The following is a 22957-nucleotide window of genomic DNA, read 5'->3' as shown; positions in this document are numbered from 1 at the left end:
CCTTCGGGGGCCGTTTTGGTTTTGGCGGGGGCCGCTTTCAGGGGGGTGGCAGTCGGTCCACCAGCACCATTCGTTGCCCGGAGCGCCGCGCAATCACCACCTCGCCCGACTGGGGCACCACACCTGTCAGGGCGGTGATGTTGACCTGATGGGTCACGATCAGCACACGGGCCTCTTTGGGCTGGGCCGACAGCCACTCCAGCACCTCGGCGGTCTGGCGCGACTCGTCTGCACGCGTCGAGAAAAAGGAATTGGCCGGGGTAAAGGGCGTGACCGGGCCAAGGCCCAGCAATTCCGCCGTCTCGTGCGTGCGGCACCATTCCGATGTCAGGATGTGGGTGAAAGTGATGCCTTCCGCCCGGAACCGCGCGCCGATGGCCTGCGCCTCTGCGCGCCCGGCGTCGGACAGGTTGCGCTGCGTGGTGCAATCGCTCAGCCGAAAATCGGCCGGATCGCCTGTGCCCGGCGCGGTTGCGTGGCGCATCTGAACAATCGCCCCCGGTGCCCGCGCAGCATCAAGCGGGTTTGCCCGCAACGGGATGGCAAGGATCAGCATCAGCAGAATGAAAAACGCGCGCATGGCTAACAGATAGCCCGCGCGCGCCTTTGGAAAAGGCCCGCCCCGGTTTGATACCGGGGCGGGCTTTGGGTGTGCTCAGTCTGCGCCGCGCGCCACGTTGCCGGGCTTTATCAGCTTTTTCTGGATCGCCCAGACTGCAATCGCCGTGCTGATCCCGATGGCATCGCTCAGGAAGCCAGAGTCGATCATCGCCACCGCCGCTGCGGCGAGCAAAATGCGCAACGCCGTGTGGAGATGTCCGAAGTACCAGGCCTGCACCGCCGACGACAGCAGGAACACGCCCAGAAGCGCCCCGGCCACCACATGAAGGATGTTCAGCCATTCGCCCTGCATCAAGAGTTCGGGCGACGAGAAGAACATGAATGGCACCACAAAGGCCGCCATCCCCATCTTGAAGCTTTCCACACTGGTCTTCATCGGGTCAGACCGGGCAATTGCCGCCCCGGCGTAAGCCGCAAGCGCCACTGGCGGCGTGATCGCCGACATTACCGCAAAGTAGAAGATGAAGAAGTGCGCGGTCAGCATGTCGATCCCCATGCTGATCAGCCCCGGTGCAATCACCGAAGCTGCCACCGCATAGGCTGCCGTGGTGGGCATGCCCATCCCCAGCACGATCGACACGATCATCGCAAAGAACAACGCGAGCATCTGGTTGTTCTCGGCCAGCCCCAGCAGCAGACTGGAAAACCGCGTGCCAAGCCCGGTCAACGCGATCACGCCCACGATGATACCCGCCGCCGCACAGACCGCGACCAGTTGCAGCGTCATCTTGGTTGAGATCTCCAGCGCAAACAGGATCTCTTTGATCCCCATTTTATAGGGCGTGAGCCATGACACCACCGCCGCCGCTGCCATCGCCAGCGTACCCGCCCGGATCACGGAATAGCCCATGAACAGCGCGCCGATCAGGATCAGGATCGGGATAAAAAGGAACACCTGCTTTGCCAGCTTGGAAAATTGCGGCAACTCTTCGCGTGGCAGGCCCTTCATGTTGAACTTCTGGGCCATCAGATCGACGTTGAAATAGACGCTGACGAAGTACAAAAGCGCCGGAATAATTGCCGCCACCACGATATCGGAATAGGCGATGCCGGTGATTTCCGACATGATGAACGCGCCTGCGCCCATGATGGGTGGCAAGATCTGCCCGCCGGAAGATGCCGCGGCCTCAACCGCCGCCGCCGTCTGCGGCTTGTAGCCGACCTTTTTCATCAATGGGATGGTGAGCGAGCCCGTGGCCACCACATTGCCTGCGGATGTGCCGTTGATCATGCCCATCAGGCCCGATCCGAACACCGCCACTTTGGCGGGCCCACCCCGGCGGTCGCCCGCCGCGGCAAAGGCGAAGTTCACAAAGTATTCGCCGACACGGCTTGCCTGCAAGAACGCGGCAAAGGCCACGAACAGGATGATGTAGGTCGATGAAATCGCCGTCGTTGGCCCAAGGATGCCCTGATCGGTGAAGACGTAGGTAAAGAACCGGGTCAGGCTGTAGCCGCGATGATACAGGATGCCCGGCAGCCATGGCCCGACAAAGCTGTAGATCACAAAAATACCCGCGATGATCACGAGGGCCAGCCCGGCCATCCGCCGGGTCAGCTCCAGAATAAGGATCACCCCGATCAGGGCCGCGAACATGTCGGCCTCTTTTGCAAGGCCGGTGCCCGCACGCAAACGCAAGAGCGGAGCGTGGAAGATGATGTAGGCCGTGACCGCAATGGCAGCAAAAGCCAGAATGATGTCAGCCGCATCCAGCCGTCCCCGCCGTGGATCGGGCACGAACCACGCGACAAGCATGGCCCAGACCGTGCCGATGATCAGCGGTGCGCCAAAGGTCCAACGGGCGGCCGTCGCCTGCGCAGCCTGATCAATGCCAGAGCCGGTGACCCAGAACAGCGCGACCTGCAAAACCGCAATTCCCACCAGAACCGCCGCAGGGGCCAGCATCAGCATCCGGCCTGCGCGCGGGCTGGCCTCCTCATCCGCAAAGGTCAGCGAGGAAAACAGCAAGAACCCGATCACCAAACCGCCACCCACATGCAACAGACGGTACGTCCATGTCTCCAGGGGGTAAAGGTTCATTACCCCGATATGAAACGCAGTATAGGCCACACACAGGGCCGCAATGAACAGGCCAAGCGAGCCTATTGGCTTTCGCTGATTGGCCGAAAATATCTCGTTATCGACGCCAGACGCAATTTCTTGCGTTGGAGCGTTCGTGCTGGGAGCGGTCATGATCTGGTGTCCCTGATGAGGGTTGCGTCGAAAAAGGGCGCCCGATCATGTTCGGACGCCCGCAAAGCCAAGGCGATCTGCGCCTTACTTCAGGGTATCGGGAATGGTGATACCTTTTTCTTCGTAATACTGCACAGCACCGGGATGGAACGGCATGAAGGTGTTCTTGTCCCAGTTCTCGATCAGGGTTTCCGCCGAGGTGGCGTGGATCTGCATCATGCGGTCATTGTTGTCCAAAGCCAGCTTGGTGATCTCATAGGCCAGGCTGTCGGGCATGTCGGAATGCGCGATGGCAAAGTTCCACAAGGCAACCGTTGGCTGGTCATAATCATGGCCAGCATAGGTGCCCGAACCGATGGTGAACGGAGCCATGGCCGGGAAGGCTTCCAGCACCTTGGCCTGCTCATCAGCGGTCAGGCCGAACATCACAACGTCCTGCTGAGCGGCCAGTTCGGCAAAGGCCGAAATCGGCACGCCAGCTGCAAAAGCAAAGGCGTCGATCAAACCGTCCTGCAGCTGGCCTGCCGCATCGGCCGCGCCTGCATAAGACACATTGGCGTTGACCCCAACTGCGGTCATGAACTGCGGCCAATAGGTGCCAGGGGTGCCGCCAGCCGGACCAACCGACACGCGCTTGCCTGCCAGATCAGAAACCGAGGTGATCCCCGAAGACCGCAGCACGACCACCTGGAACGGGGTCTGATACATCGGGAACAGCGCGCGGATAGAGCGATGCTCCAGCCCCGGCGCAAGTTCGGACTTGCCCATCCACGCGTCATAGGCCGGGCCCATGGTAACAAGGCCCATCAGGTGATCGCCGGTTTCCACCAGTGTCACGTTCTGAACCGGGCCACCGGTCACTTCGCCAGTAGAGTTCACGCCAAGCGCTTCGGAAATATAGCCGGCAAAACCGTTGCCATAGACGAAATAGGTGCCGCCCTGCGACGCGGTGCCGATGGTGATTTCCGACGGCCAGTCGCTCTTGTCCTGCGCCATTGCTGTGGTTGCAACGAGGCCAGCCGCGCAAGCGGCGGCAAGTGTCTTGATGAACATGTAGTCCTCCCAAAAATTCTACACCGGACCGCGCCTCCTGCGCGGGTCTGTGCTGATCTCAGAAGGCGGAGTTTTCGGGCTTCACTCAACTGTGTTGATCGCTCTTTGCGCAATCAAATGCCGGTCATCCGGTCGCGATGGGTGGAAATCGTAACATCGCGCGCAATGCGTGGGGGGATTTGGTGGCCTATTCTGGCTCGGCGTCAAATCCTGCGCCGAATTGTGCCTTGTCCAGCCCGTGCTTTTGCATCTTTTCCCACAGGGTTTTGCGCGACAATCCCAATGATTCATACACTGGCTTGAGGTTGCCACGATGCGCGGCAAGGGCGGCCTCAATCTCGCGCCGTTCAAATTCGGCAACGCGTTCGGCAAGGCGCGAGGGCGGATCATCTGCCGTCTGCGCGCCCTCCCCCAGACCAAGCGCGTAACGGTCGGCGGCGTTGCGCAATTCGCGCACATTGCCGGGCCAGTCGCGCGCCGCCAGTTGCGCCACCAGTGTCGGGGCCACAGGCGACGGATCAGAGCGGTGACGGCTTGCGGCCTCGCTCAGCAGGCGCAGGAACAGCAACGGGATATCCTCACGCCGCGCCGACAAGGGCGGCACCTGCAAAGTCACCACATTCAGCCGGTAAAGCAGATCCGCGCGGAACCGCCCGGCCTCTACCTCGGCCTCCAGCGGCACACGAGAGGTGGCCATAAAGCGCACATCCAACGGCAACGCCTCATTTGAGCCAAGCCGCGTTACCGTGCGCTCCTCAATGACACGCACAAGTTTTCCCTGCATATCCAATGGCATCGAGGCAATATCGTCCAGCAAAATGGTGCCGCCGCGCGCATGTTCAAACTTGCCATAGCGCGCGCGCAAAGCCCCCGGAAACGCCCCCGCCTCATGCCCGAACAGTTCGGATTCGATCAATGCCGCCGGAATCGCCGCGCAGTCGATGGCGACAAACGGTTTGCGTGCCCGTGGCGACATGTCATGCAGCGCGCGGGCGACCACCTCTTTGCCCGCCCCGGTTTCCCCCACGATCAATACATCGGCCTCGGTCGGGCCAAGGGTGCGTATGCGGCGGCGCAGGTCGATCATCACATTGGAACGTCCGATAAGCCGCTGCTCCATATCATCCACCTGACCCGCAGCAGCCTTCAGTACCCGGTTTTCCAACACCAGACGTCGGTAATCCGACGCGCGGGCCACGATCTCGGCCAACTGACTGGCCGGAAACGGTTTTTCAACAAAATCATAAGCCCCTTCGCGCATAGCCCGCACCGCAAGCTGCACATCGCCATGCCCTGTGATCAGAATAACCGGGATATCGCGGTCAATCTCGTGGATGCGGTTCATCAGTGTAAGACCATCCATGCCCGGCATCCGAATGTCGGTCAGAACCACGCCGGGAAAGCCAAAGCTGACCAGATCCATCACCCGTTCAGGCGTGGCAAAATCCTGCACGGTAAAGCCCGCCAGATCCAGCGCCTGCGCGGTTGACGCGCGCATGTCGGGTTCGTCATCGACCAGAAGGATACGCAGCGGGGTCATTCAGCAGCCTCTTGCCGCAGGATAGGAACCGCACAAAGGCGCAGCACAAAGCACGCACCGGGCCCGGATGCGACTGACAGATCGCCGCCGAAGTCTTTGACAATATTATAGGAAATGGAAAGCCCCAGGCCAAGCCCCTTGCCAACGCCTTTGGTGGAAAAGAACGGATCGAAAATACGCGCGGCCAAACCCTCTGGCACGCCCGGACCGGAATCGGAAATGCGGATCACAACGGCATCGCCCGAGTTTTCTGCGGCAAGGTGAATGCGGCGGTCGGTCAGGTCTTCGACGGCATCGGCGGCATTGGTCAGGATATTGACCAACACCTGCTGCAAGCGCACCGGCCCCGCCACCACTGGGCGCAGATCAGGTGCAAGGTCGATGGTCAGTGTGGCATCTGCGGCACGGATGCGCAGCGTGGCAATCTCTACCGCGGCCTCTACCACCTCGGACAGCGTGACATGTGACAGCTTTTGCCCCGGCGCGCGGGCAAAGCTGCGCAGATGGCGGCTGATGCTGGTCAGCCGGTCAATCAGGCCCAGAATACGGTCAATATTGCCGCGCGCCTCGATCAGACGGCCCCTGTCCATCAGCACACCCGCATTGTCGGCATAGGTGCGGGCGGCTGCAAGCGGTTGATTGAACTCATGGCTGAGCGCGGCTGACATTTGCCCCAGCGCCGCCATCTTGCCCGCCTGCACCAGATCGGCCTGCGCCTGTCGCAGCTCATGCGTGCGCTCCTCGACCCGGCGCTCCAGATCGGCGCGGGCCTCGGCTTGCACCTGCAAGCGCGCGTCCAGCGCCAGACGGCGCTGCCAGACCACTGCCCCCACCATCGCCAGCACGCCAGAGGCCAGCATGGCGACAACGGCAAGCGTCAGCGCCGAGGCACGGGCGGCGGCGGTGTCGATCATCACATGCACCACCCATCCCGCCCGGTCCATCGGCATGTCGCGCTGCAAATACTCGCGCGCGCCCTGCCCGTCTGCGATGCGCAACACCGGGCTGGTGCGGTGCCGGCCCTCGTCCGTGATCTGCAACGTACCAATCGGGGTATCGGCATAGCGTCTGGTGGAGGCGATCCGGCTCTGCGCCTCGGCTGTCAGCGGGCGCATCGCGGCAAAACGCCAGTCAGCGCGCGAGGACAGAAACGTAACGCCCTCTGGGTCGGTGACCAGAACGGCGTAATCGCCTGCTTCCCATGTGCCCTCGATCGCATCAAGATCGATCTTGAACACCAGAACCCCCGCCACATCCCCCTGCACCCGAACCGGCGCGCCAAAGTAGTAGCCGCGTTTCCCGCTGGTGGTGCCAAGCGCATAAAACTGGCCCGACGCTCCTGTCAGGGCATCAAAGAAATACGGACGAAAGGCAAAGTTGCCGCCAATAAAAGACGTGTCAGTATCATGGTTTGACGCTGCGATGGTCAACCCTTGGGTGTCCATCAGGTAAATATCCGTTGCCCCCAACAGGCGCTGAATGCGGCGCAGATAGTCATTTACCACCGCCACCCGTTCAGGATTTCGCGGATCAGCCGCAAGCGCGCTTACCACTGTTTGCTCGGCAATGAGGGGTGGCAGGCGCTCAAACCGGTCCAGTTCTCCTGACAGCGCGGTGGCAGCCAGTTGCAACACGTTGTCACCCCGGCGCGCGGTGTCATCCAGCGATTGTGCAAGACTTTGCTTCCACGTCAGCCACCCGGCCAGACAGCAGCCCAAGACCGCCAATCCGGCCGCCAGCCAAAGCCATGTCCGTGTGGTCTTGCGCATCTTTTCCCCCGTTGGCCGAACCTAGCGGCAAACCACGGCTCACCGCAACCAAGCTTCAAGCGGCAACGGCAAGGCGGCAGGGATGAAAGTCTTCAACCTGCACATCACGGCCTTCAAAGGTGCAAAAGCTGAACGGCGGTGCCTCGATCCAGCCACCCTCGCCGGTTTCGAGCGGTTCGGACACGATGGCCGTGCCTTGGCGCGAGTCAGACCAGCGATGATACAGCGTCGGCGCATGGTCATCGGTGGCGTAGCGCATCGCGTAAAGCCGCTTGCCATCCGACAACGCGCCCGTCAGGCGCAGATGAGGGGCCGACCCTTTGGCGCGGGCAAGGCTGATCAGCTTGGCCGCTGCCCGTTCCATCGCCCCTTTGGGGTCATCTTCCAGACCTTCGGCAATCGCGATCAAAAACAACGCCTCGGAATCGGTGGCACCTTTGCGGCAGGGATAAAGCGCATCGGGGATCATCATATCGGCATCGCGGCGAAAGCCGTCATAGCCACCGATCTGGCCGTTATGCATGAACGACCACCGCCCCCAGGTAAACGGATGACAATTGTTTCGGCTGGTGGCGGTGCCGGTGCTGGCGCGCACATGGGCGAGGAACAGACCGGATTTCACCTGAGCGGTCAGGCTGCGCAAATTGGGGTCCGACCACGCAGGCATCACATCGCGGTAAAGCCCCGGTTCGACCCGGTCACCATACCACGCTACGCCAAAGCCGTCGGCGTTGATTGCGGTGTGGCATTGGGTGGCGCAATGCGACTGGTGAATCAGCGAATGGCCGGGACGGCTGACGATATCCTCAAGGAATATCGGTGCCCCGATATAGGCGGCCCAACGGCACATCAGCGCGCCCCCTTGGTGGTGTACATGGCTCTGCCTCGGTTTTCGTTTTCATGACGTTAGCATGAAACAAAACAACGCCGTAAGAAGGATCCTTACGGCGTTGTGCAAATTCGCGGGATTGTGCTGAAAATTCAGTCCAATTCTTCGACGATGACCAGATCCCGCACCGAGGCCCCTTTGGCATGGGTGAGTGCGGCCTGATACTCGGGGCTGTTATAGCAGTCTACCGCCGCTTCCAGACTGGGAAAACGCGCAACAACGTTGCGGGCGCGGTCATTGCCCTCCAGTTGCACATAGCGCCCGCCACGGGCAAGAAACACCCCGCCATGTGCCGCAAGCGCGGGGCCTGCGCCCTTGGCATAACGGCCATAAGCGTCGGCGTCGGTCACTTCGACATGGGCGATCCAGAGTGCGGTTGGCATGTGAGTTATCCTTTGATGACAGCTTCAGCCGCAGCAATAGCGGCTTCGGCCTGGGTAATATCCGCGCCGCCCGCCTGCGCCATGTCGGGACGGCCACCACCGCCCTTGCCGCCCATGGCTTCGGCCGCGGCTTTCACAAGCGACACAGCAGACAGCGTGGCGGTCAGGTCAGCGGTCACACCAGCGGCCACGGCAGGCTTTGCCCCGGTGTCAGCGATAAGCAGCACCGCGCCCGACCCGAGCTTTGTCTTCATTTCGTCAATGAGCGAGGGCAGATCCTTGCCAGAAACACCTGACAAAACCTGCGCCAAGAACTTGATTCCATTAATATCCTTGGCCTCTGGCCCGCCGGATTTGCCGCCCATTGCCACTTCGCGGCGCAATTGCGCCACTTCGTTTTGCAAGGCGCGGCGTTCGTCGAACAGGGCTTTCACCCGCTCCACCACTTCTGCCGCCGGGGCTTTGAGCACCGATGCAATATCCACCAAGCGCGCATCTTGCTGGCGCAGATGGTCAAGTGCTGCCTGCCCGGTCAGCGCCTCGATCCGCCGCACGCCTGCCGATGAGGCAGAATCGCCCAGTAGCACAAACGCCCCGATATCGCCTGTGCGCGCCACATGGGTGCCGCCGCACAGTTCCAGACTGTAGGTGTTGCCTTCGGTCCCTTTGGCGCTGCCATCCAGCACCCCCATCGACACCACACGCACCTCATCGCCGTATTTCTCACCAAACAACGCCTGCGCCCCAAGGGCGCGGGCGTCTTCGGGTGTCATGATGCGGGTATCAACCGGGCTGTTCTGGCGGATAAACGCGTTCACCTCACCCTCGACCAGCGCCAGTTCCGAGGCTGACAACCCAACCGAATGGCTGAAATCAAAGCGCAGACGGTCCGGCGCATTCAGGCTGCCCTTTTGCGCCACGTGATCGCCAAGCGCACAGCGCAGCGCCTCGTGCAGCAGGTGCGTTGCTGAATGGTTGGCCCGGATCTGGCGGCGACGGAGATGGCCGACCTCCAGCTTGGCGGGTTGATCCTTGGTGATCTGGCCCTCAACCACCTTGGCGATATGCAGGAACACGCCCGCGATCTTGCGGGTGTCGGTCACCTCGGCCATGCCACTGGCGGTGCGGATCAAGCCGGTATCACCGACTTGGCCACCGGATTCGGCATAAAACGGGGTCTGGTTGACCACGATCTGAACGGTCTCACCCGTTTTGGCGGCATCAATCAACACCCCGTCACGGACCAAAGCGTTGACCACGCCCTCTGCGGTTTCGGTGTCATAGCCTAAAAACTCAGTGACGCCGTGTTCTTCGGCGAGCTCGAACCAGATTCTGCCATCGACGGCCTCTCCGGTGCCCGACCATGCGGCGCGGGCCTTGGCCTTTTGCTCGGCCATCGCCGAGTCAAAGCCCGCCACATCCACCGCGCGGCCGCGTTCACGCAGCGCATCCTGCGTCAGGTCAAATGGGAAGCCGTAGGTGTCATACAGCTTGAACGCGGTGCTGCCGGGCAGATTGCCACCCTCAGGCAGGCGGCCAAGCTCGTCGTCGAGCAGCTTCAACCCACGGTCCAGCGTGGTTTTGAAGCGGGTTTCCTCCAGCTTCAGAGTCTCTTCGATCAGGCTTTGCGCGCGCTGCAACTCGGGGTAGGCCGCACCCATCTGGCGCACAAGGGCTGGCACCAGTTTGAACATCACCGGGTCTTGCGACCCAAGCATATGCGCATGACGCATGGCGCGGCGCATGATCCGGCGCAGCACATAGCCGCGCCCTTCATTTGAGGGCATGACGCCATCGGCAATGAGGAAAGACGTTGACCGCAAATGATCTGCAATCACCCGGTGATGCGTTTTGCCGGGGCCATCCGGATCAGAACTGGTGGCATGTGCGCTTGCCTCAATCAGGCTGCGCATCAGGTCGGTGTCGTAATTGTCGTGCTTGCCTTGCAACAACGCGCCAATCCGCTCCAGCCCCATGCCGGTGTCGATGCTCTGCATCTCCAGCGGGCGCATGGTGCCATCAGCAAACTGTTCATTTTGCATGAACACGTTGTTCCAGATCTCGATGAACCGGTCGCCATCTTCATCCGGGCTTCCCGGAGGGCCGCCCCAGATATGATCGCCGTGGTCATAGAAAATCTCGGTGCACGGACCACACGGCCCGGTCGGCCCCATCCGCCAGAAATTGTCATCGGTCGGGATTCGGATGATCTTGTCATCGCTGAACCCCGCCACCTTTTTCCAGATCGCCGCCGCCTCGTCATCGGTATGATAGACAGTGACCAGCAGCTTGTCCTTGTTCAGCCCGAAGTCCTTGGTCAGCAGCTCCCATGCGAAGGCAATCGCGTCATCCTTGAAGTAATCACCAAAGCTGAAGTTGCCGAGCATCTCGAAAAACGTGTGATGCCGCGCGGTATAGCCTACGTTATCTAGGTCGTTGTGCTTGCCGCCGGCGCGCACGCATTTCTGCGCAGTGGTGGCGCGGGTGTAATCGCGGGTTTCGACCCCGGTGAACAGGTTCTTGAACTGCACCATGCCGGAATTGGCGAACATCAGCGTCGGATCGTTGCGCGGCACAAGCGGCGACGAGTCCACCACCTTGTGGCCGTTGCGGGCAAAGAATTCGAGATAGGTCGAGCGGATATCGTTCAGCGACGCCATTGGTAAAATGCCCTTCGGCTGAGGGGTTCATCGGGTTCGGTCCCCCATGTAGCCCCGCAGGCCGGGCCTGTCCACCGGGGGCTGCATCTGGCCATGAAAAAGGCCGGGGACTTCCCCGGCCTTTTTCCAGTCTTTTCGCGCGATCAGCCGTCCATCACATCATCGGTGGAGGCTTCAGATTCGGCCATATGGAAATCGAGCCCATTGGCGGCGCGGATCTTGTCTTCGATCTCCGTGGCGATCGAGGGGTTCGATTTCAGGAACAGCTTGGCATTTTCACGACCCTGCCCGATCCGTTCATCCCCGTAAGAATACCAGGATCCCGATTTTTCGACCACCCCCGCCTTAACGCCAATGTCGACCAGCTCGCCGGTTTTCGAGATGCCTTCGCCATACATGATGTCGAACTCCACCTGTTTGAAGGGCGGGGCTACCTTGTTCTTGACTACTTTGACGCGGGTGGAATTGCCCACCACTTCGTCCTTGTCCTTGATCGAGCCAATGCGGCGAATGTCCAGACGCACCGAGGCATAGAACTTCAGCGCATTGCCGCCGGTGGTGGTCTCTGGCGAGCCAAACATCACACCGATTTTCATGCGGATCTGGTTGATGAAGATCACCATGCAGTTGCTGCGGCCGATGCTAGCGGTCAGCTTGCGCATGGCCTGAGACATAAGACGCGCCTGCGCGCCCATCTGCATGTCGCCCATGTCGCCTTCGATTTCCGATTTAGGTGTCAATGCTGCGACCGAATCCACCACAACAAGGCTGACCGCGCCGGATCGCACCAGCGTATCCACGATCTCCAGCGCCTGCTCGCCGGTGTCGGGCTGGCTGATCAGCAATTCGTCCAGATCAACGCCCAACTTTTTGGCATATTGCGGGTCAAGTGCATGTTCGGCATCAACAAAAGCACAAACGCCGCCTTTTTTCTGCTCTTCGGCAACCACATGCAGGGTCAGCGTGGTTTTGCCCGACGATTCGGGTCCGTAGATTTCGATGATCCGCCCCTTGGGAAGCCCGCCGATGCCCAAGGCGATGTCCAGACCCAGTGATCCGGTCGATGTCGCTTCAATATCCATGGCCGGGCTGTTGGCGCCCAGTCTCATGATCGAGCCTTTGCCGAACTGTCGTTCGATCTGTGCCAGCGCGCTTTCCAGCGCCTTTGACTTGTCCATTTCGCGCTTCCCGTTCAAATCGAGGAGGTTCGCCACCGCCATTGTCCGCTCCTTATTTCACAGCCGCGACATGGCGGCAATCGTTGCGCTTGTTCCCCAAGTGTTCTCCAGCTTATGAGATCAAATCAGGAACATTTCAACTGAATTCTCGCAAATTCAGCTTTTTCATAGTTTGGTTAAGCGATAGTTTACAAAGCGGAGCAAAACGCATCCGGTAGAGGCGAATAACTGAGGGCAGGTGTAAATGTTGGTGTTTTGGGAGCAAAGGCTGGTGATTTTGGCGACGCCGAAAACCGGGTCAACCGCAATCGAATCGGCACTTGACTCGTTGGCGGCGGTGTCGATCCAGCGGCCACCAGCTCTGAAGCACACCAATGTCACCCGGTTTCGCCGCTTTGTTGGCCCATATCTGGACTCAGCGGCAGGCGAGCCTTTTACAGTGGTTGCGCTGATGCGCGAACCGCGCGACTGGCTGGGAAGCTGGTATCGTTATCGCAGCCGCGAGGATATTTCGGAGGCCGCCAAAAGTACGCAAGGCATGGATTTTGATACCTTTGTGCAAGCATGGTGCCACACCCCACGCCCGGCATTCGCCAAGGTGGGATCACAAGCGCGGTTTTTGAAGGGCCCCGAGGGACGCGGAGCGGACCGGGTGTTTCGCTATGAAAACATCGACAGTTTTATCGATTTTCTGGAAGATCGGTTGGATTTTCAGATCATATTGCCGCAGCTTAATGTCTCTCCCAAGGCGGCGATGGATCTGTCGCCTGAAACACTCGCAACCTTGCGCGAGGTCGCCGCAGAGGATTTTGCGCTGTATGAAAGTTTGCGCTAACCTGTGGGTCAGTGCAGTTGTCCCTGCACGGTGACGGCAAGATCGTTGAGCGAAAACGGCTTGGCCAGAAAAACAGAGTTGGGCACCCTGCCCTGTTCTTCGGACAGACAATCTTCGGCGTAGCCTGACATGAAGACCACACGCACCTCGGGCCGTGCCTCCAGCGCGAGTTTGACCCAGCTTGGTCCATCCATGCCGGGCATCACCACATCGGTCACGAAGACATCAATCTCAAGCGTCGGGTCTTTCAACAGGTTTAGGGCCGCTTCGGCGCAGTCAGCCTCCAGCACGGTATAGCCGCGCAGACGCAGGGCGCGGCTGGCAAACGCTCGTACCGGCGCCTCATCCTCGACCAGAAGGATAACGCCTTGCCCCTGTTTCACCACGATCCTGCGAACGGGTTCGGGGGCTGCAACGGGCAAGTCATCTTCGCATGCCGCGTGGATCGGGAAATAGAGGTGAAACACCGTGCCCTCACCCAGAGTCGAGTCGACAAAGATGAACCCGCCTGACTGCTTGACGATGCCGTATACCGTTGAGAGACCAAGGCCGGTGCCTTCGCCCGCGCGTTTGGTGGTGAAAAACGGCTCAAATATCTTTTCCAGCCGTTCAGGCGGAATGCAGACGCCGGCGTCGGTGACACGGATGGTCGCGTAATCGCCCGGTGGCACGATGGCGCGGTCGCGGCGCAACTCATGGTTCAAGGTCAGCGCCTCTGTCTCAACCCGGATGGTGCCCCCCTCGGCCATCGCGTCGCGCGCGTTGACAACGAGGTTCATCAACACTTGCTCCAACTGCCGCTTGTCGGCCCGGATCATCCCCAAATCGGAGACATGGGCCAACTGCAACCGGACCTTTTCCCCGACCAGACGATTCAACAGATGCGCCATGTCTGACAGCACATCCGACAGATCAATGCGTTCAGGCTTCAGCGTTTGCTTGCGCGAAAAGGCCAGCAACTGCCCCACCAGCGCCGCCGCCCGATTGGCATTCTGGTTGATCTGCACAAGATCGGCAAAATCCTTGTCTTCGTTGGTGTGGCGCAGCAGCAAAAGATCGCAATGGCCTGAAATTGCGGTCAGCAGGTTGTTGAAATCATGGGCGATACCGCCTGCAAGCTGGCCAATGGCCTGCATTTTTTGGCTTTGAACAAACTGCGCCTCCAGCAGTTTCATCGCGGTGGCATCCTGCACAACAGCCAGAACGCCGGGGCGGCCATGATCAACATAGCGCCGCAATGTTACCTGATGAAAGGCATCGGGCTGGCCGATACGGGCGCGCAACACCTCGGACCCGCCGGCATTCCGTTCGGCCAACACGTCGCCCAGCCAATCCAGAACCGACCGGCCGAGCCCCTCGTAGATATCGTGAACCATCGGATGCGCATCTTTTCCCAGATCCAGCACATCACGCGCGGCCTGATTGGCAGCCTGTAAGCGACCGTCGCCGTCAAACCGCAGCAAGGCCACCGGAAGATTCTCAAAATCCTCAAGAATCTGGTCATCGGCGCGCAGGTTGCCAACGGGCATCAGGTAGATCTCACGCCGCTCACCCACACCGGCGATTTCGGCCAGAATGGCGCGCACCGGGCCGTCAGTGGCCATCACATCCAGCTCTTCACCGCTGCGCAGGATCTGGGTCGCAAACACCTTGTCCAAGTGTTTTGGGCGCCCCCCCAGCAGGCGGCGCATCGCCTCATTGGTGAACAGCACCACCCCTGCCTTGTTCACCACAAGCATTGGTAGGCTTAGCGCATCGGCGCCACGGCCCGATACGCCACGATCCACAAACTCATCCAGCCGCCACACAAAGCGACCCTCTGCAATGCGGCTGACTGACAGGCGCGACTGCCCCCGGCGCGTTTGCACATCTTCACGGGCGGCACCCGCAGTCTTGGCCCGAGACTGAAGCCGATACAAAACCGAGGCTGGGCTGGCAAAATGATCTTCAAGCGCTGAAATCAACGATGCATGCACCGTGCCGAACCGGGTCTGGGCCGCACGGTTACGATACAGGATCTGCCCCTGTGCATCGGTGGTAAAGCAGGGCGTTGCATCCTGCCCCACCAAAAGCGCCATCGCCCGTTCCGCCCCGAGTGCAGATCGGTTTGCAAGATGCACGACGGCCCATAACAACCCGACCAGAACCGAAAGCGTTAGCCCGGCAACAGCAGCAGCCATGCGCACGGCGGGGTCAGTCGCAAAGCCCGCCGCCAGCAGCGCAGCCAAGGCCCCGGCCAAAAGCAAGCGTGACCGCGGGACCAGCACGCGCGAGATCGCGACAATTTCGGTGGTTCCCTGAGTAACCGAACGCACGCGCCAACCCCATCTGAACATAACACCTGTGCACAACAGCACAGCAATCGTTAATGCGGCCTTAACCGCTTTGGCGAATACACCGATTTACTACCTAAGATTGTGTAAATTAAGGCCTGCTCTGCGTCAACTGCGCCAGAAAGAACCCGTCTCCGCCCGTCAGCGGCGTGAAGCGCTGCATCGCAATCACCTGCCAGCCCGGAGTGCGGTCCACAAAGGCCCTGATACGGTCTTCATTCTCAACCGTCAGCAGCGAGCAGGTCGCATAGGCCAGCACCCCGCCGGGGGCGATCATCGGGGCCAGACGGTCAAGAATACTGTCCTGCACCGCACCGATCTCGGCCAGACGATCTGGCGTCAGGGCCCATTTGCCCTGCGGATCACGCCGCCAGCTGCCCGACCCGGAACAGGGCGCATCGGCAAGGATCAGATCAAAAGGCGCCACCCCTTCTGGCCGGTCGGTGGTGGTCACCTTGACCCCGGCACGGGCCGCCCGTGCGGCCAGATCGCGCATCCGGCCGGGAACGGCATCATGGGCAAACAAGATCAGCGCGGCACGCGCGGCCATAGCCAGAGTCTTGCCGCCGCCCCCGGCGCAATGGTCCAGCACCCGCATCCCGTCGCGTAATGGCAAAGCGTTGACCACAGCTTGCGAGGCCGCGTCCTGCAGTTCGATCAAGCCCGTCAGATAGGCCTGACTGGTCTGAATTTTGCGCGCGCCGTCTAGCACCTCCAGCGCGGTGTCGGCCAGAGCATGGGGCTGTGCAGTAATTCCATCTGTCGCCAGGGCCGCAATTGCCTGCGGAACGGTTGTGCGGCGCAGATTGACCCGCAAGAACACAGGGGCGCGCTGCCGCAATGCATGGGCCACTGCGGGCAGATCATCCGACAACGACGCAGCCATAAGCGGCACCAACCAGTCGGGCAGATCAAGCGCCTCGGCCCCTTCGGGCGCGCGCCCCACGTCGGCGGGTCCAAGCGGCGACGGGGCATGGCCTTGGCCGGTGAACAGAGTCGCAGGATCGCTGCCCGACGCCCGCAGCGCCCCCAGCATCAACCCGCGCCCGGTTTCCGCCCCGCCAAGGGCCGCATAGGACCGACGACAGCGCAAGGCATCATAGACCAGATCGCGGATCGCATTGCGGTCACCAGAACCTGCAAAACGCGACCCCCTTGCCCAGTTGGTCAGCGCCTGTTCAGCAGGCGCCCCGGCCAATACCCGGTCAAGGATTTCCATTGCAGCCGAAATGCGGGCGGCAGGGGTCATTGGCTGATCCTCAAACGCATCGCCTTAGCCAACCCGGTAATTCGGGCTTTCGCGGGTGATCTGCACATCATGGACATGGCTTTCCTTCAGCCCTGCCCCGGTGATGCGGACAAACTGGCAGTTGGATTGCATCTCAGCCACGGTGGCGCAGCCGGTATAGCCCATCGCCGCCCGCAAGCCGCCAACCATCTGGTGAATGACCTGCGCGGCTGATCCCTTGTAGGGCACCTGCCCCTCGATCCCTTCGGGCACCAGCTTGTCTGAAGCGGCATCCTTTTGGAAATACCGGTCAGCAGAGCCGCGCGCCATCGCCCCGAGCGACCCCATCCCACGGTAGGATTTATAGGACCGCCCGTTCCACAGGATCACCTCACCGGGGGATTCGTCAGTGCCTGCGATGGCAGAGCCGACCATGGCGCAGGATGCGCCTGCCGCGATGGCCTTGGCGAAATCGCCTGAATATTTGATGCCGCCATCGGCAATCACCGGAATGTCGCCTGCTGCACCGGCGGAATCCATGATCGCGGTCAGTTGTGGCACGCCCACACCCGCGACGATCCGCGTGGTGCAGATCGACCCCGGCCCGATGCCGACCTTCACCGCATCCGCGCCTGCGCCAATAAGTGCCCGCGTGGCCTCTGCGGTGGCGACATTGCCCGCCACCACTTGAACGGTATTCGACAGCTTCTTGATCCGCTCTACCGCGCGGGCGACACCTTCGGAATGGCCATGTGCGGTGTCGATCACCACCATGTCCACGCCCGCATCAATTAACGCCTGACTGCGTTCAAACCCTGCATCGCCAACGGTGCTGGCCGCAGCCACCCGCAGGCGCCCCATCTCGTCCTTGCAGGCATGGGGGTTGAGCACCGATTTCTCGGTATCCTTCAGCGTCAAGAGACCGGTGAGCTTGCCAGTGCCATCGGTGACGAGCAGCTTTTCAATCCGCCGCGCCTTCATCAGGCTGATCGCCTGATCGCGGTCAATCGGTTCGTGCAGCAGTGCCAGATTGTCCGAGGACATCATCACCGAAACCGGGGTCTTGTCATCGCTGGCAAAGCGCATGTCACGGTTGGTCACGATCCCCAGTACCCGGCCCAGGCCATCGACCACCGGAAACCCGGTGATATTGTATCGCTCCATCAGCAGCTTGGCATCGGCAAGGGTCTGGTCGGGCGTCAGCGTGATCGGCGCGTAGACAACACCGGATTCAAACCGCTTCACCCGCCGCACCTCACGCGCCTGCGCCTCAAGGTCCAGATTGCGGTGGATCACCCCGATGCCCCCCGCCTGGGCCATGGCAATCGCCATGCGGCCTTCAGTCACCGTGTCCATTGCGCTGGACAACAGCGGGATGTTCATGCGGATGGATTTGGTGACAAAAGTCGACGTATCAGCATCTGACGGCAGCACCGAAGAGGCGGCCGGAACCAGCAGAACATCGTCAAATGTGAGAGCCTCGCGAATCTCCATGGGAGCCTCCTTAGGAGTGATCGTTTGGCGGTTCCCTGTTTCACGGGTCTATGGGCGATGCAAGGGGAAATGCCGCGTTTCTTGGCCAATGATGCACGGGGGGCTGTCTGCCCCCGCCCCCGGCGACGCTTCGGCCTGACACTGGCCTTACAGGTCGCGATACCGCTTTTCCTGCCGCGCCGTCCAGCGCAGGCTCAGGGTCCAGCCATCGTCGTCTTGCGTCTCATGCTCGACCACACCCTGCCCATGCAGCCAGGCGTGGCGTTTGCCTTCGCTGAACGGCAAGGACAGCGTGCGTTCGGACGTTTCCTCGTCAAACACCTGCGACACCCTGTCAAGCAGGGCTGCCACACCCTCGCCAGTCAGGGCCGAGACGGCCAGCACATCCTCGCGCTGAAGCGCCTGTGTCGCCAATGCCTCACGCGCAGAGCCGTCGACCAGATCAAGCTTGTTCCACACCTCCAGCATCGGCGTCGCCTTGTTCACGCCAAGCGAGGTCAGAATATCCATCACATCCGCCGATTGCTCGGCCGATTCCGGGTGAGAGATGTCGCGGACATGCACGATCAGATCGGCTGCCAACACTTCTTCCAATGTGGCGCGGAAGGCAGCGACCAGTTGGGTGGGCAGATCAGAGATAAAGCCCACGGTGTCTGACAAGATGATCTTGCGCCCGGTTCCGCTTTGGGTGCTTGGCAGCACCATCGCGCGCATGGTCGGGTCCAGCGTGGCGAAAAGCATGTCCTTGGCCAGCACTTCGGCGCCCGTAACCCGGTTGAACAGCGTCGATTTGCCCGCGTTGGTATATCCCACCAGCGCCACAATCGGGAATGGCACCTTCTTGCGTGAGGCGCGGTGCAGCTCACGCGTCTTGACCACCTTGGAAAGTTGGCGTTTGAGCCGGACCACCTGATCGTCGATGGCGCGGCGGTCAGATTCAATCTGGGTCTCACCGGGGCCACCAACAAAGCCAAAGCCACCGCGTTGTCGTTCAAGGTGGGTCCATGCCCGCACCAGACGCGTGCGTTGAAAAGACAACGCCGCCAGTTCAACTTGCAAGACACCTTCACGAGTGCGAGCGCGATCGGCAAAAATCTCAAGGATCAGCCCGGTCCGGTCCAGAAGCTTGACGCCCCATTCCTTTTCCAGATTGCGTTGCTGCACCGGCGAAACCGGCCCATCGACCAACACCAGCCCCACATCCAGCGCCTTGAAGCGCGCCGCAAGATCTTCCACTTTGCCCGACCCGAACAGCATCCCCGGATGCAGACGCGGCAGGCGCACGACCTCGGCCCCTACCACCTCCATTGCGGGAAGGGCGGCAGCAAGGCTTACCGCCTCGGCCAACCCGTGTTCGGGCAGACGGCGGGACGGGCTGGACTTGATATCAGGGTGCAAGACAAAAGCCCGCATCGCAGGGCTTTCGCTTTCATAGGCTCCGATTCCTGTACCCGAATCGGGCCAGATATCTTCGTCCTCATCATCGGCGGATGGGTCGGAAATCAGTCTTCACCTTCATAAAGGTTGATTGGCGCGCCGGGCATGATGGTGGAAATCGCATGTTTGTAGACAAGCTGCGATTGTCCGTCCCGGCGCAAAAGCACGCAAAAATTGTCAAACCAAGTGATGACGCCTTGCAGCTTCACCCCATTTATCAAAAAAATCGTTACTGGAACTTTTGCCTTGCGGACGTGGTTCAGGAAAGCATCCTGCAAATTCTGTTTATCACCGGCCATTCTCGTCGTGCCCTTAATGCTTGCGCGTTTTGTCCCTGTCCCTCGGCTAATTTGGCTGCCGATGGCGCATTGACAAACAGTATGGGGCGGGAACCGGAGAGATTCCAGCCCAAAAATCAGCCCTTTACAGATGCGCGAGTCAGCGTTGCCAACTCGAGGGGGCCAAAAGCGCCAAAAGCGCCAATGTCTCCAGCCGTCCGACGACCATCACGATGGCCAGAAAGGCCTTGGCCGTGGTCGCAAGTTCGGCATAGCGGATCGGCGCGGCCCCGGCCAGATCGGCCAGTTGACCCGTGGTCGACAGTGCGGCCAGCGTCAGCACCAGCGCATCTTCGAACTGCAACCCCATCAGCGACAGCGCCGCCGTGCTGACCGCAATAGACAGCGCAAACAGCATAAAGAAAAGCCAGGCAAAATAGGCTCCTTCACGCCGCAATTGCCGCGCCTGCGCCCCCTGCCCGCCAATCGAGGACGGGTGGATCAGCTTTTCCAGCTCGCGCTCGCCGTGCCTGAACAGGGCATAGACCCGCAAGAGCTTGACCCCGCCCGCCGTGGTCGCAACCCCTCCTCCGATGATCGCCAGACCCAGCAGCACAAGGCCGGGGCTGGCCAGACCGGACCAACTGCGCGCCGCCGCCCATTCCCCTGACGCATAGCCTGTGGTGGTCAGAAAGCTGACCACCATGAAAAACGTGCCCCACAACGCGCGAAACGCCGAAGCGGTGTCATCGGTCGCCGCAACCTCGATCGCGCCGATGAAGTGGCGAAAGAACAAAACCGCCGTAGTGGTCGCGATCAGGACACTGGCCAGACGCACCTCGGGGTCGCGGCGCATCGGGCCACGCATCAGGGCAAACTGCGCCCCCGGCAAAAACCGCCGCGTGATCGCCAGCATCAGGAACAGTACGATCAGTGCCTCACCCCACAGCCCGGTGCTCAACCCGCTCAGATCACCCGTCATCCCGATCCCAGAAGTAGACATCGTGCCCATGGCGTGAATCAGCGCCAGAATGTTGACCTCGCCGGCGATCATCAACAACAGCCACAAAAGCAACGTCAGGCCGGAATAGATCGGGAATAGCAAAAGCGTATAGCGCAGGAATCGCTGCGACGGGTCTGCCACGCGGGTGATCTGGCTGAGCCCGTCAGCCCCCCGCCCCGGCGAGCGCCCCGACATCACCTCTACCCCACCAAGGTTCATGGGCGCTAGAATCGCAGTGGCGGCCACCAGAATGAACAGCCCCCCCAGCCAGCCCACTGTGGCCCGCCACAGATGCAAGGATGGCGCCAGTCGGCCCGGCGTGTCGTAAAGCGTGGCCCCGGTGGTGGTAAAGCTGGACACCATCTCGAACCACGCATTCACAAAACTGGTGTCAGGCACCGCCTGCGTTACAGGAATCGCGAAGATCACCGGCATCAGCGCATAGGCCCCGACCAAAGACGCCAGCTGACTGCGTGCCACATTGCGCGGCCGCCAGTTTGAGGTGGCAATCCAGACCATCGCGGTCACGATCAGCACCAGAATGCCCGAGTAAAAGAAAGCCTGCGCCACCCGGTGCAGGCTGGTCAGGGTGGCATGAAGGGCAGGCAGAAACATCGCCAGACCCGACAAGGCCGACAAGATGACCAGCAGCGGGGTCGCCAGCAGCCGTTCGCGAAAAACCATCAGAAAAAGTCGATGGAGACCTGCAGCAGACGCTCCACCTCCCGCACATCAGAGGCCATCACGAACAGTGCAATGATATCGCCTGCCTCCAGCCGCAAATCGGCGGTGGGCTTCATAAGCTTGTCGCCCTTCATCACGCCCCCCACCAGCACACCTTCGGGAAAGTCGATCTCGCGGATCATCTTGCCCGACAGTGAACTGGTGGACAGGATCTGTGCCTCGATCATCTCGGCCTCGGCGTCACCGATGGAATAGACCGCGCGCACCCGGCCATGGCGGATGTGGCGCAGGATAGAACTGACAGTGGTGGCGCGAGGGTTGATATAGGCGTCAATATCCAACGGCCCCATCATTGGCGCAAGCGTAGGATCGTTGACCAGCGCAATCGCCATGCTGCAGCCGGCCTGTTTGGCACGCACCGCGACCAGCAGGTTGGTCTTGTCGTCATCGGTCACGGCCAGCACCGCATCGGCGCGGTCAATGGCGGCTTCCAGCAAGATATCCATATCCATGCCGTCGCCGTGCAGAACTATGGTCCGCTCCAGACTGTCGGCGGCGCGTTCGGCCACCGGGCGCGACTTTTCAATGATCTTGGCGCGCACCCGATCGCTGCGCGCCTCTAGCGCAAGGGCCACCCCAAGGCCGACATTGCCGCCTCCGATAATGACAATGCGTTCCTGCTTTTTGGTTTTCTTTCCAAAGATTTCCAGCGTCCGGTTCACGTCTTCGGAATGGGTGAAAACGTAGATCTGATCGCCCACAAACAGCTGATCGCCGGGATCGGGCGAAAACAGCCGCCCCTCACGCCGCACGCCGACAACAATGGCGCGCAGGGTGGAAAACAGATCGTTCAACTGCCGCAAAGGTGTGTTCAAGACCGGGCAATCATCATCCAAAGCAATGCCCAACAGCTGCGCCCGGCCCAGCATGAAGCTTTCGGTATCAAAAGTTGAGGGTGCCGCCAGCCGCTGCAAAGCCGCCTCGGCCACCTCGCGCTCGGGGCTGATCACCACATCAATCGGCAGATGTTCGCGGCGGTACAGGTCGGAATAGATCGCATTCAGATAGCTTTGTGCGCGCAGACGGGCAATCTTGCGTGGGATGGAAAACACCGAATGCGCAACCTGACAGGTGACCATGTTCACCTCGTCGGAATGGGTGGCCGCAATGATCAGATCGGCGTCACGCGCGCCGGCCCGTTCCAGCACATCGGGGTATGAGGCAAAGCCCGCAACCCCCTGAACATCCAGCGTATCTGTCGCACGACGCACCAGATCTGGGTTGACATCCACCACGGTCACATCGTTGCGTTCACTCGACAACTGCCGCGCAATTTGCCAGCCGACCTGACCCGCGCCACAAATGATGACCTTCATAT

The 22957-nt window shown here is 60.9% G+C and carries 17 protein-coding genes; 1 reads left to right on the top strand and 16 read right to left on the bottom strand.

The features are described from left to right. Positions 1-37 precede the first annotated feature (37 nt). From Q8K08_RS17175 to recA, 9 genes are all read right to left on the bottom strand, one after another. A complete protein-coding gene (locus Q8K08_RS17175; protein WP_305250931.1) occupies positions 38-580 on the bottom strand; it encodes a histidine phosphatase family protein in 543 nt (180 codons plus the stop codon). 75 nt (positions 581-655) lie between these two features. Beyond that, positions 656-2815: a TRAP transporter fused permease subunit gene (locus Q8K08_RS17170; protein WP_305250930.1), complete on the bottom strand. Its 2160-nt coding sequence runs from the start codon at positions 2813-2815 to the stop codon at positions 656-658. Positions 2816-2899: 84 nt separating this feature from the next. Then, positions 2900-3868 carry a TAXI family TRAP transporter solute-binding subunit gene (locus tag Q8K08_RS17165; RefSeq protein WP_305250928.1) on the bottom strand — a complete coding sequence of 323 codons (969 nt, stop codon included), beginning with the start codon at positions 3866-3868 and terminating at the stop codon, positions 2900-2902. A 187-nt stretch (positions 3869-4055) separates the two neighbouring features. After that, positions 4056-5408, bottom strand: a complete 1353-nt coding sequence (locus tag Q8K08_RS17160; RefSeq protein WP_305250927.1) for a sigma-54 dependent transcriptional regulator — start codon at positions 5406-5408, stop codon at positions 4056-4058. Further along, entirely contained in the window at positions 5405-7177 is a 1773-nt protein-coding gene (locus Q8K08_RS17155) for an ATP-binding protein (RefSeq protein ID WP_305250926.1), read from the bottom strand. The genes Q8K08_RS17160 and Q8K08_RS17155 overlap by 4 nt, the downstream gene beginning before the upstream one ends. Positions 7178-7232: 55 nt before the next feature. Continuing rightward, a complete protein-coding gene (locus Q8K08_RS17150) occupies positions 7233-8027 on the bottom strand; it encodes a class II glutamine amidotransferase (RefSeq protein WP_305250925.1) in 795 nt (264 codons plus the stop codon). Between the two features lie 131 nt (positions 8028-8158). After that, complete coding sequence (locus Q8K08_RS17145; RefSeq protein ID WP_305250924.1) at positions 8159-8449, bottom strand: DUF1330 domain-containing protein; 291 nt, start codon at positions 8447-8449, stop codon at positions 8159-8161. A 5-nt stretch (positions 8450-8454) separates the two neighbouring features. Next, positions 8455-11109, bottom strand: a complete 2655-nt coding sequence (gene alaS / locus Q8K08_RS17140; RefSeq protein ID WP_305250923.1) for an alanine--tRNA ligase — start codon at positions 11107-11109, stop codon at positions 8455-8457. A gap of 143 nt (positions 11110-11252) precedes the next feature. Next, entirely contained in the window at positions 11253-12329 is a 1077-nt protein-coding gene (recA, locus tag Q8K08_RS17135; RefSeq protein WP_304802423.1) for a recombinase RecA, read from the bottom strand. Positions 12330-12531: 202 nt separating this feature from the next. Between recA and Q8K08_RS17130 the strand changes: the two genes are divergently transcribed. Then, a complete protein-coding gene (locus Q8K08_RS17130; RefSeq protein WP_305250922.1) occupies positions 12532-13122 on the top strand; it encodes a hypothetical protein in 591 nt (196 codons plus the stop codon). Positions 13123-13130: 8 nt separating this feature from the next. On the opposite strand, the gene Q8K08_RS17125 is transcribed toward Q8K08_RS17130, so the two are convergent. The 7 genes from Q8K08_RS17125 to trkA form a co-directional block, all read right to left on the bottom strand. Next, positions 13131-15302 carry an ATP-binding protein gene (locus tag Q8K08_RS17125; RefSeq protein WP_305251088.1) on the bottom strand — a complete coding sequence of 724 codons (2172 nt, stop codon included), beginning with the start codon at positions 15300-15302 and terminating at the stop codon, positions 13131-13133. Positions 15303-15546: 244 nt separating this feature from the next. After that, entirely contained in the window at positions 15547-16704 is a 1158-nt protein-coding gene (locus tag Q8K08_RS17120; RefSeq protein WP_304802427.1) for an RsmB/NOP family class I SAM-dependent RNA methyltransferase, read from the bottom strand. Between the two features lie 24 nt (positions 16705-16728). Next, a complete protein-coding gene (gene guaB, locus Q8K08_RS17115) occupies positions 16729-18177 on the bottom strand; it encodes an IMP dehydrogenase (protein ID WP_304798314.1) in 1449 nt (482 codons plus the stop codon). Between the two features lie 147 nt (positions 18178-18324). After that, on the bottom strand, positions 18325-19590 hold the full coding sequence (gene hflX / locus Q8K08_RS17110) for a GTPase HflX (RefSeq protein WP_304798311.1): 1266 nt from the start codon (positions 19588-19590) through the stop codon (positions 18325-18327). Positions 19591-19679: 89 nt separating this feature from the next. Further along, positions 19680-19913 (bottom strand): RNA chaperone Hfq, encoded by a 234-nt coding sequence (gene hfq, locus Q8K08_RS17105; protein WP_023664101.1) that lies wholly within the window; start codon positions 19911-19913, stop codon positions 19680-19682. Positions 19914-20052: 139 nt separating this feature from the next. Beyond that, positions 20053-21579, bottom strand: coding sequence for a TrkH family potassium uptake protein (locus Q8K08_RS17100; RefSeq protein WP_305250920.1), 1527 nt, complete (start codon positions 21577-21579; stop codon positions 20053-20055). Next, positions 21579-22955 (bottom strand): Trk system potassium transporter TrkA, encoded by a 1377-nt coding sequence (gene trkA, locus Q8K08_RS17095; RefSeq protein ID WP_305250919.1) that lies wholly within the window; start codon positions 22953-22955, stop codon positions 21579-21581. Before trkA ends, Q8K08_RS17100 begins: the two co-directional genes overlap by 1 nt. Positions 22956-22957: the final 2 nt, after the last annotated feature.

It is taken from the genome of Pseudotabrizicola sp. (assembly GCF_030684215.1).
In the GTDB taxonomy this organism is placed as follows: domain Bacteria; phylum Pseudomonadota; class Alphaproteobacteria; order Rhodobacterales; family Rhodobacteraceae; genus Pseudotabrizicola.
The sequence above is the reverse complement of the archived record's forward strand: the minus strand, read 5'-3'. Positions and strand labels throughout refer to the sequence as shown.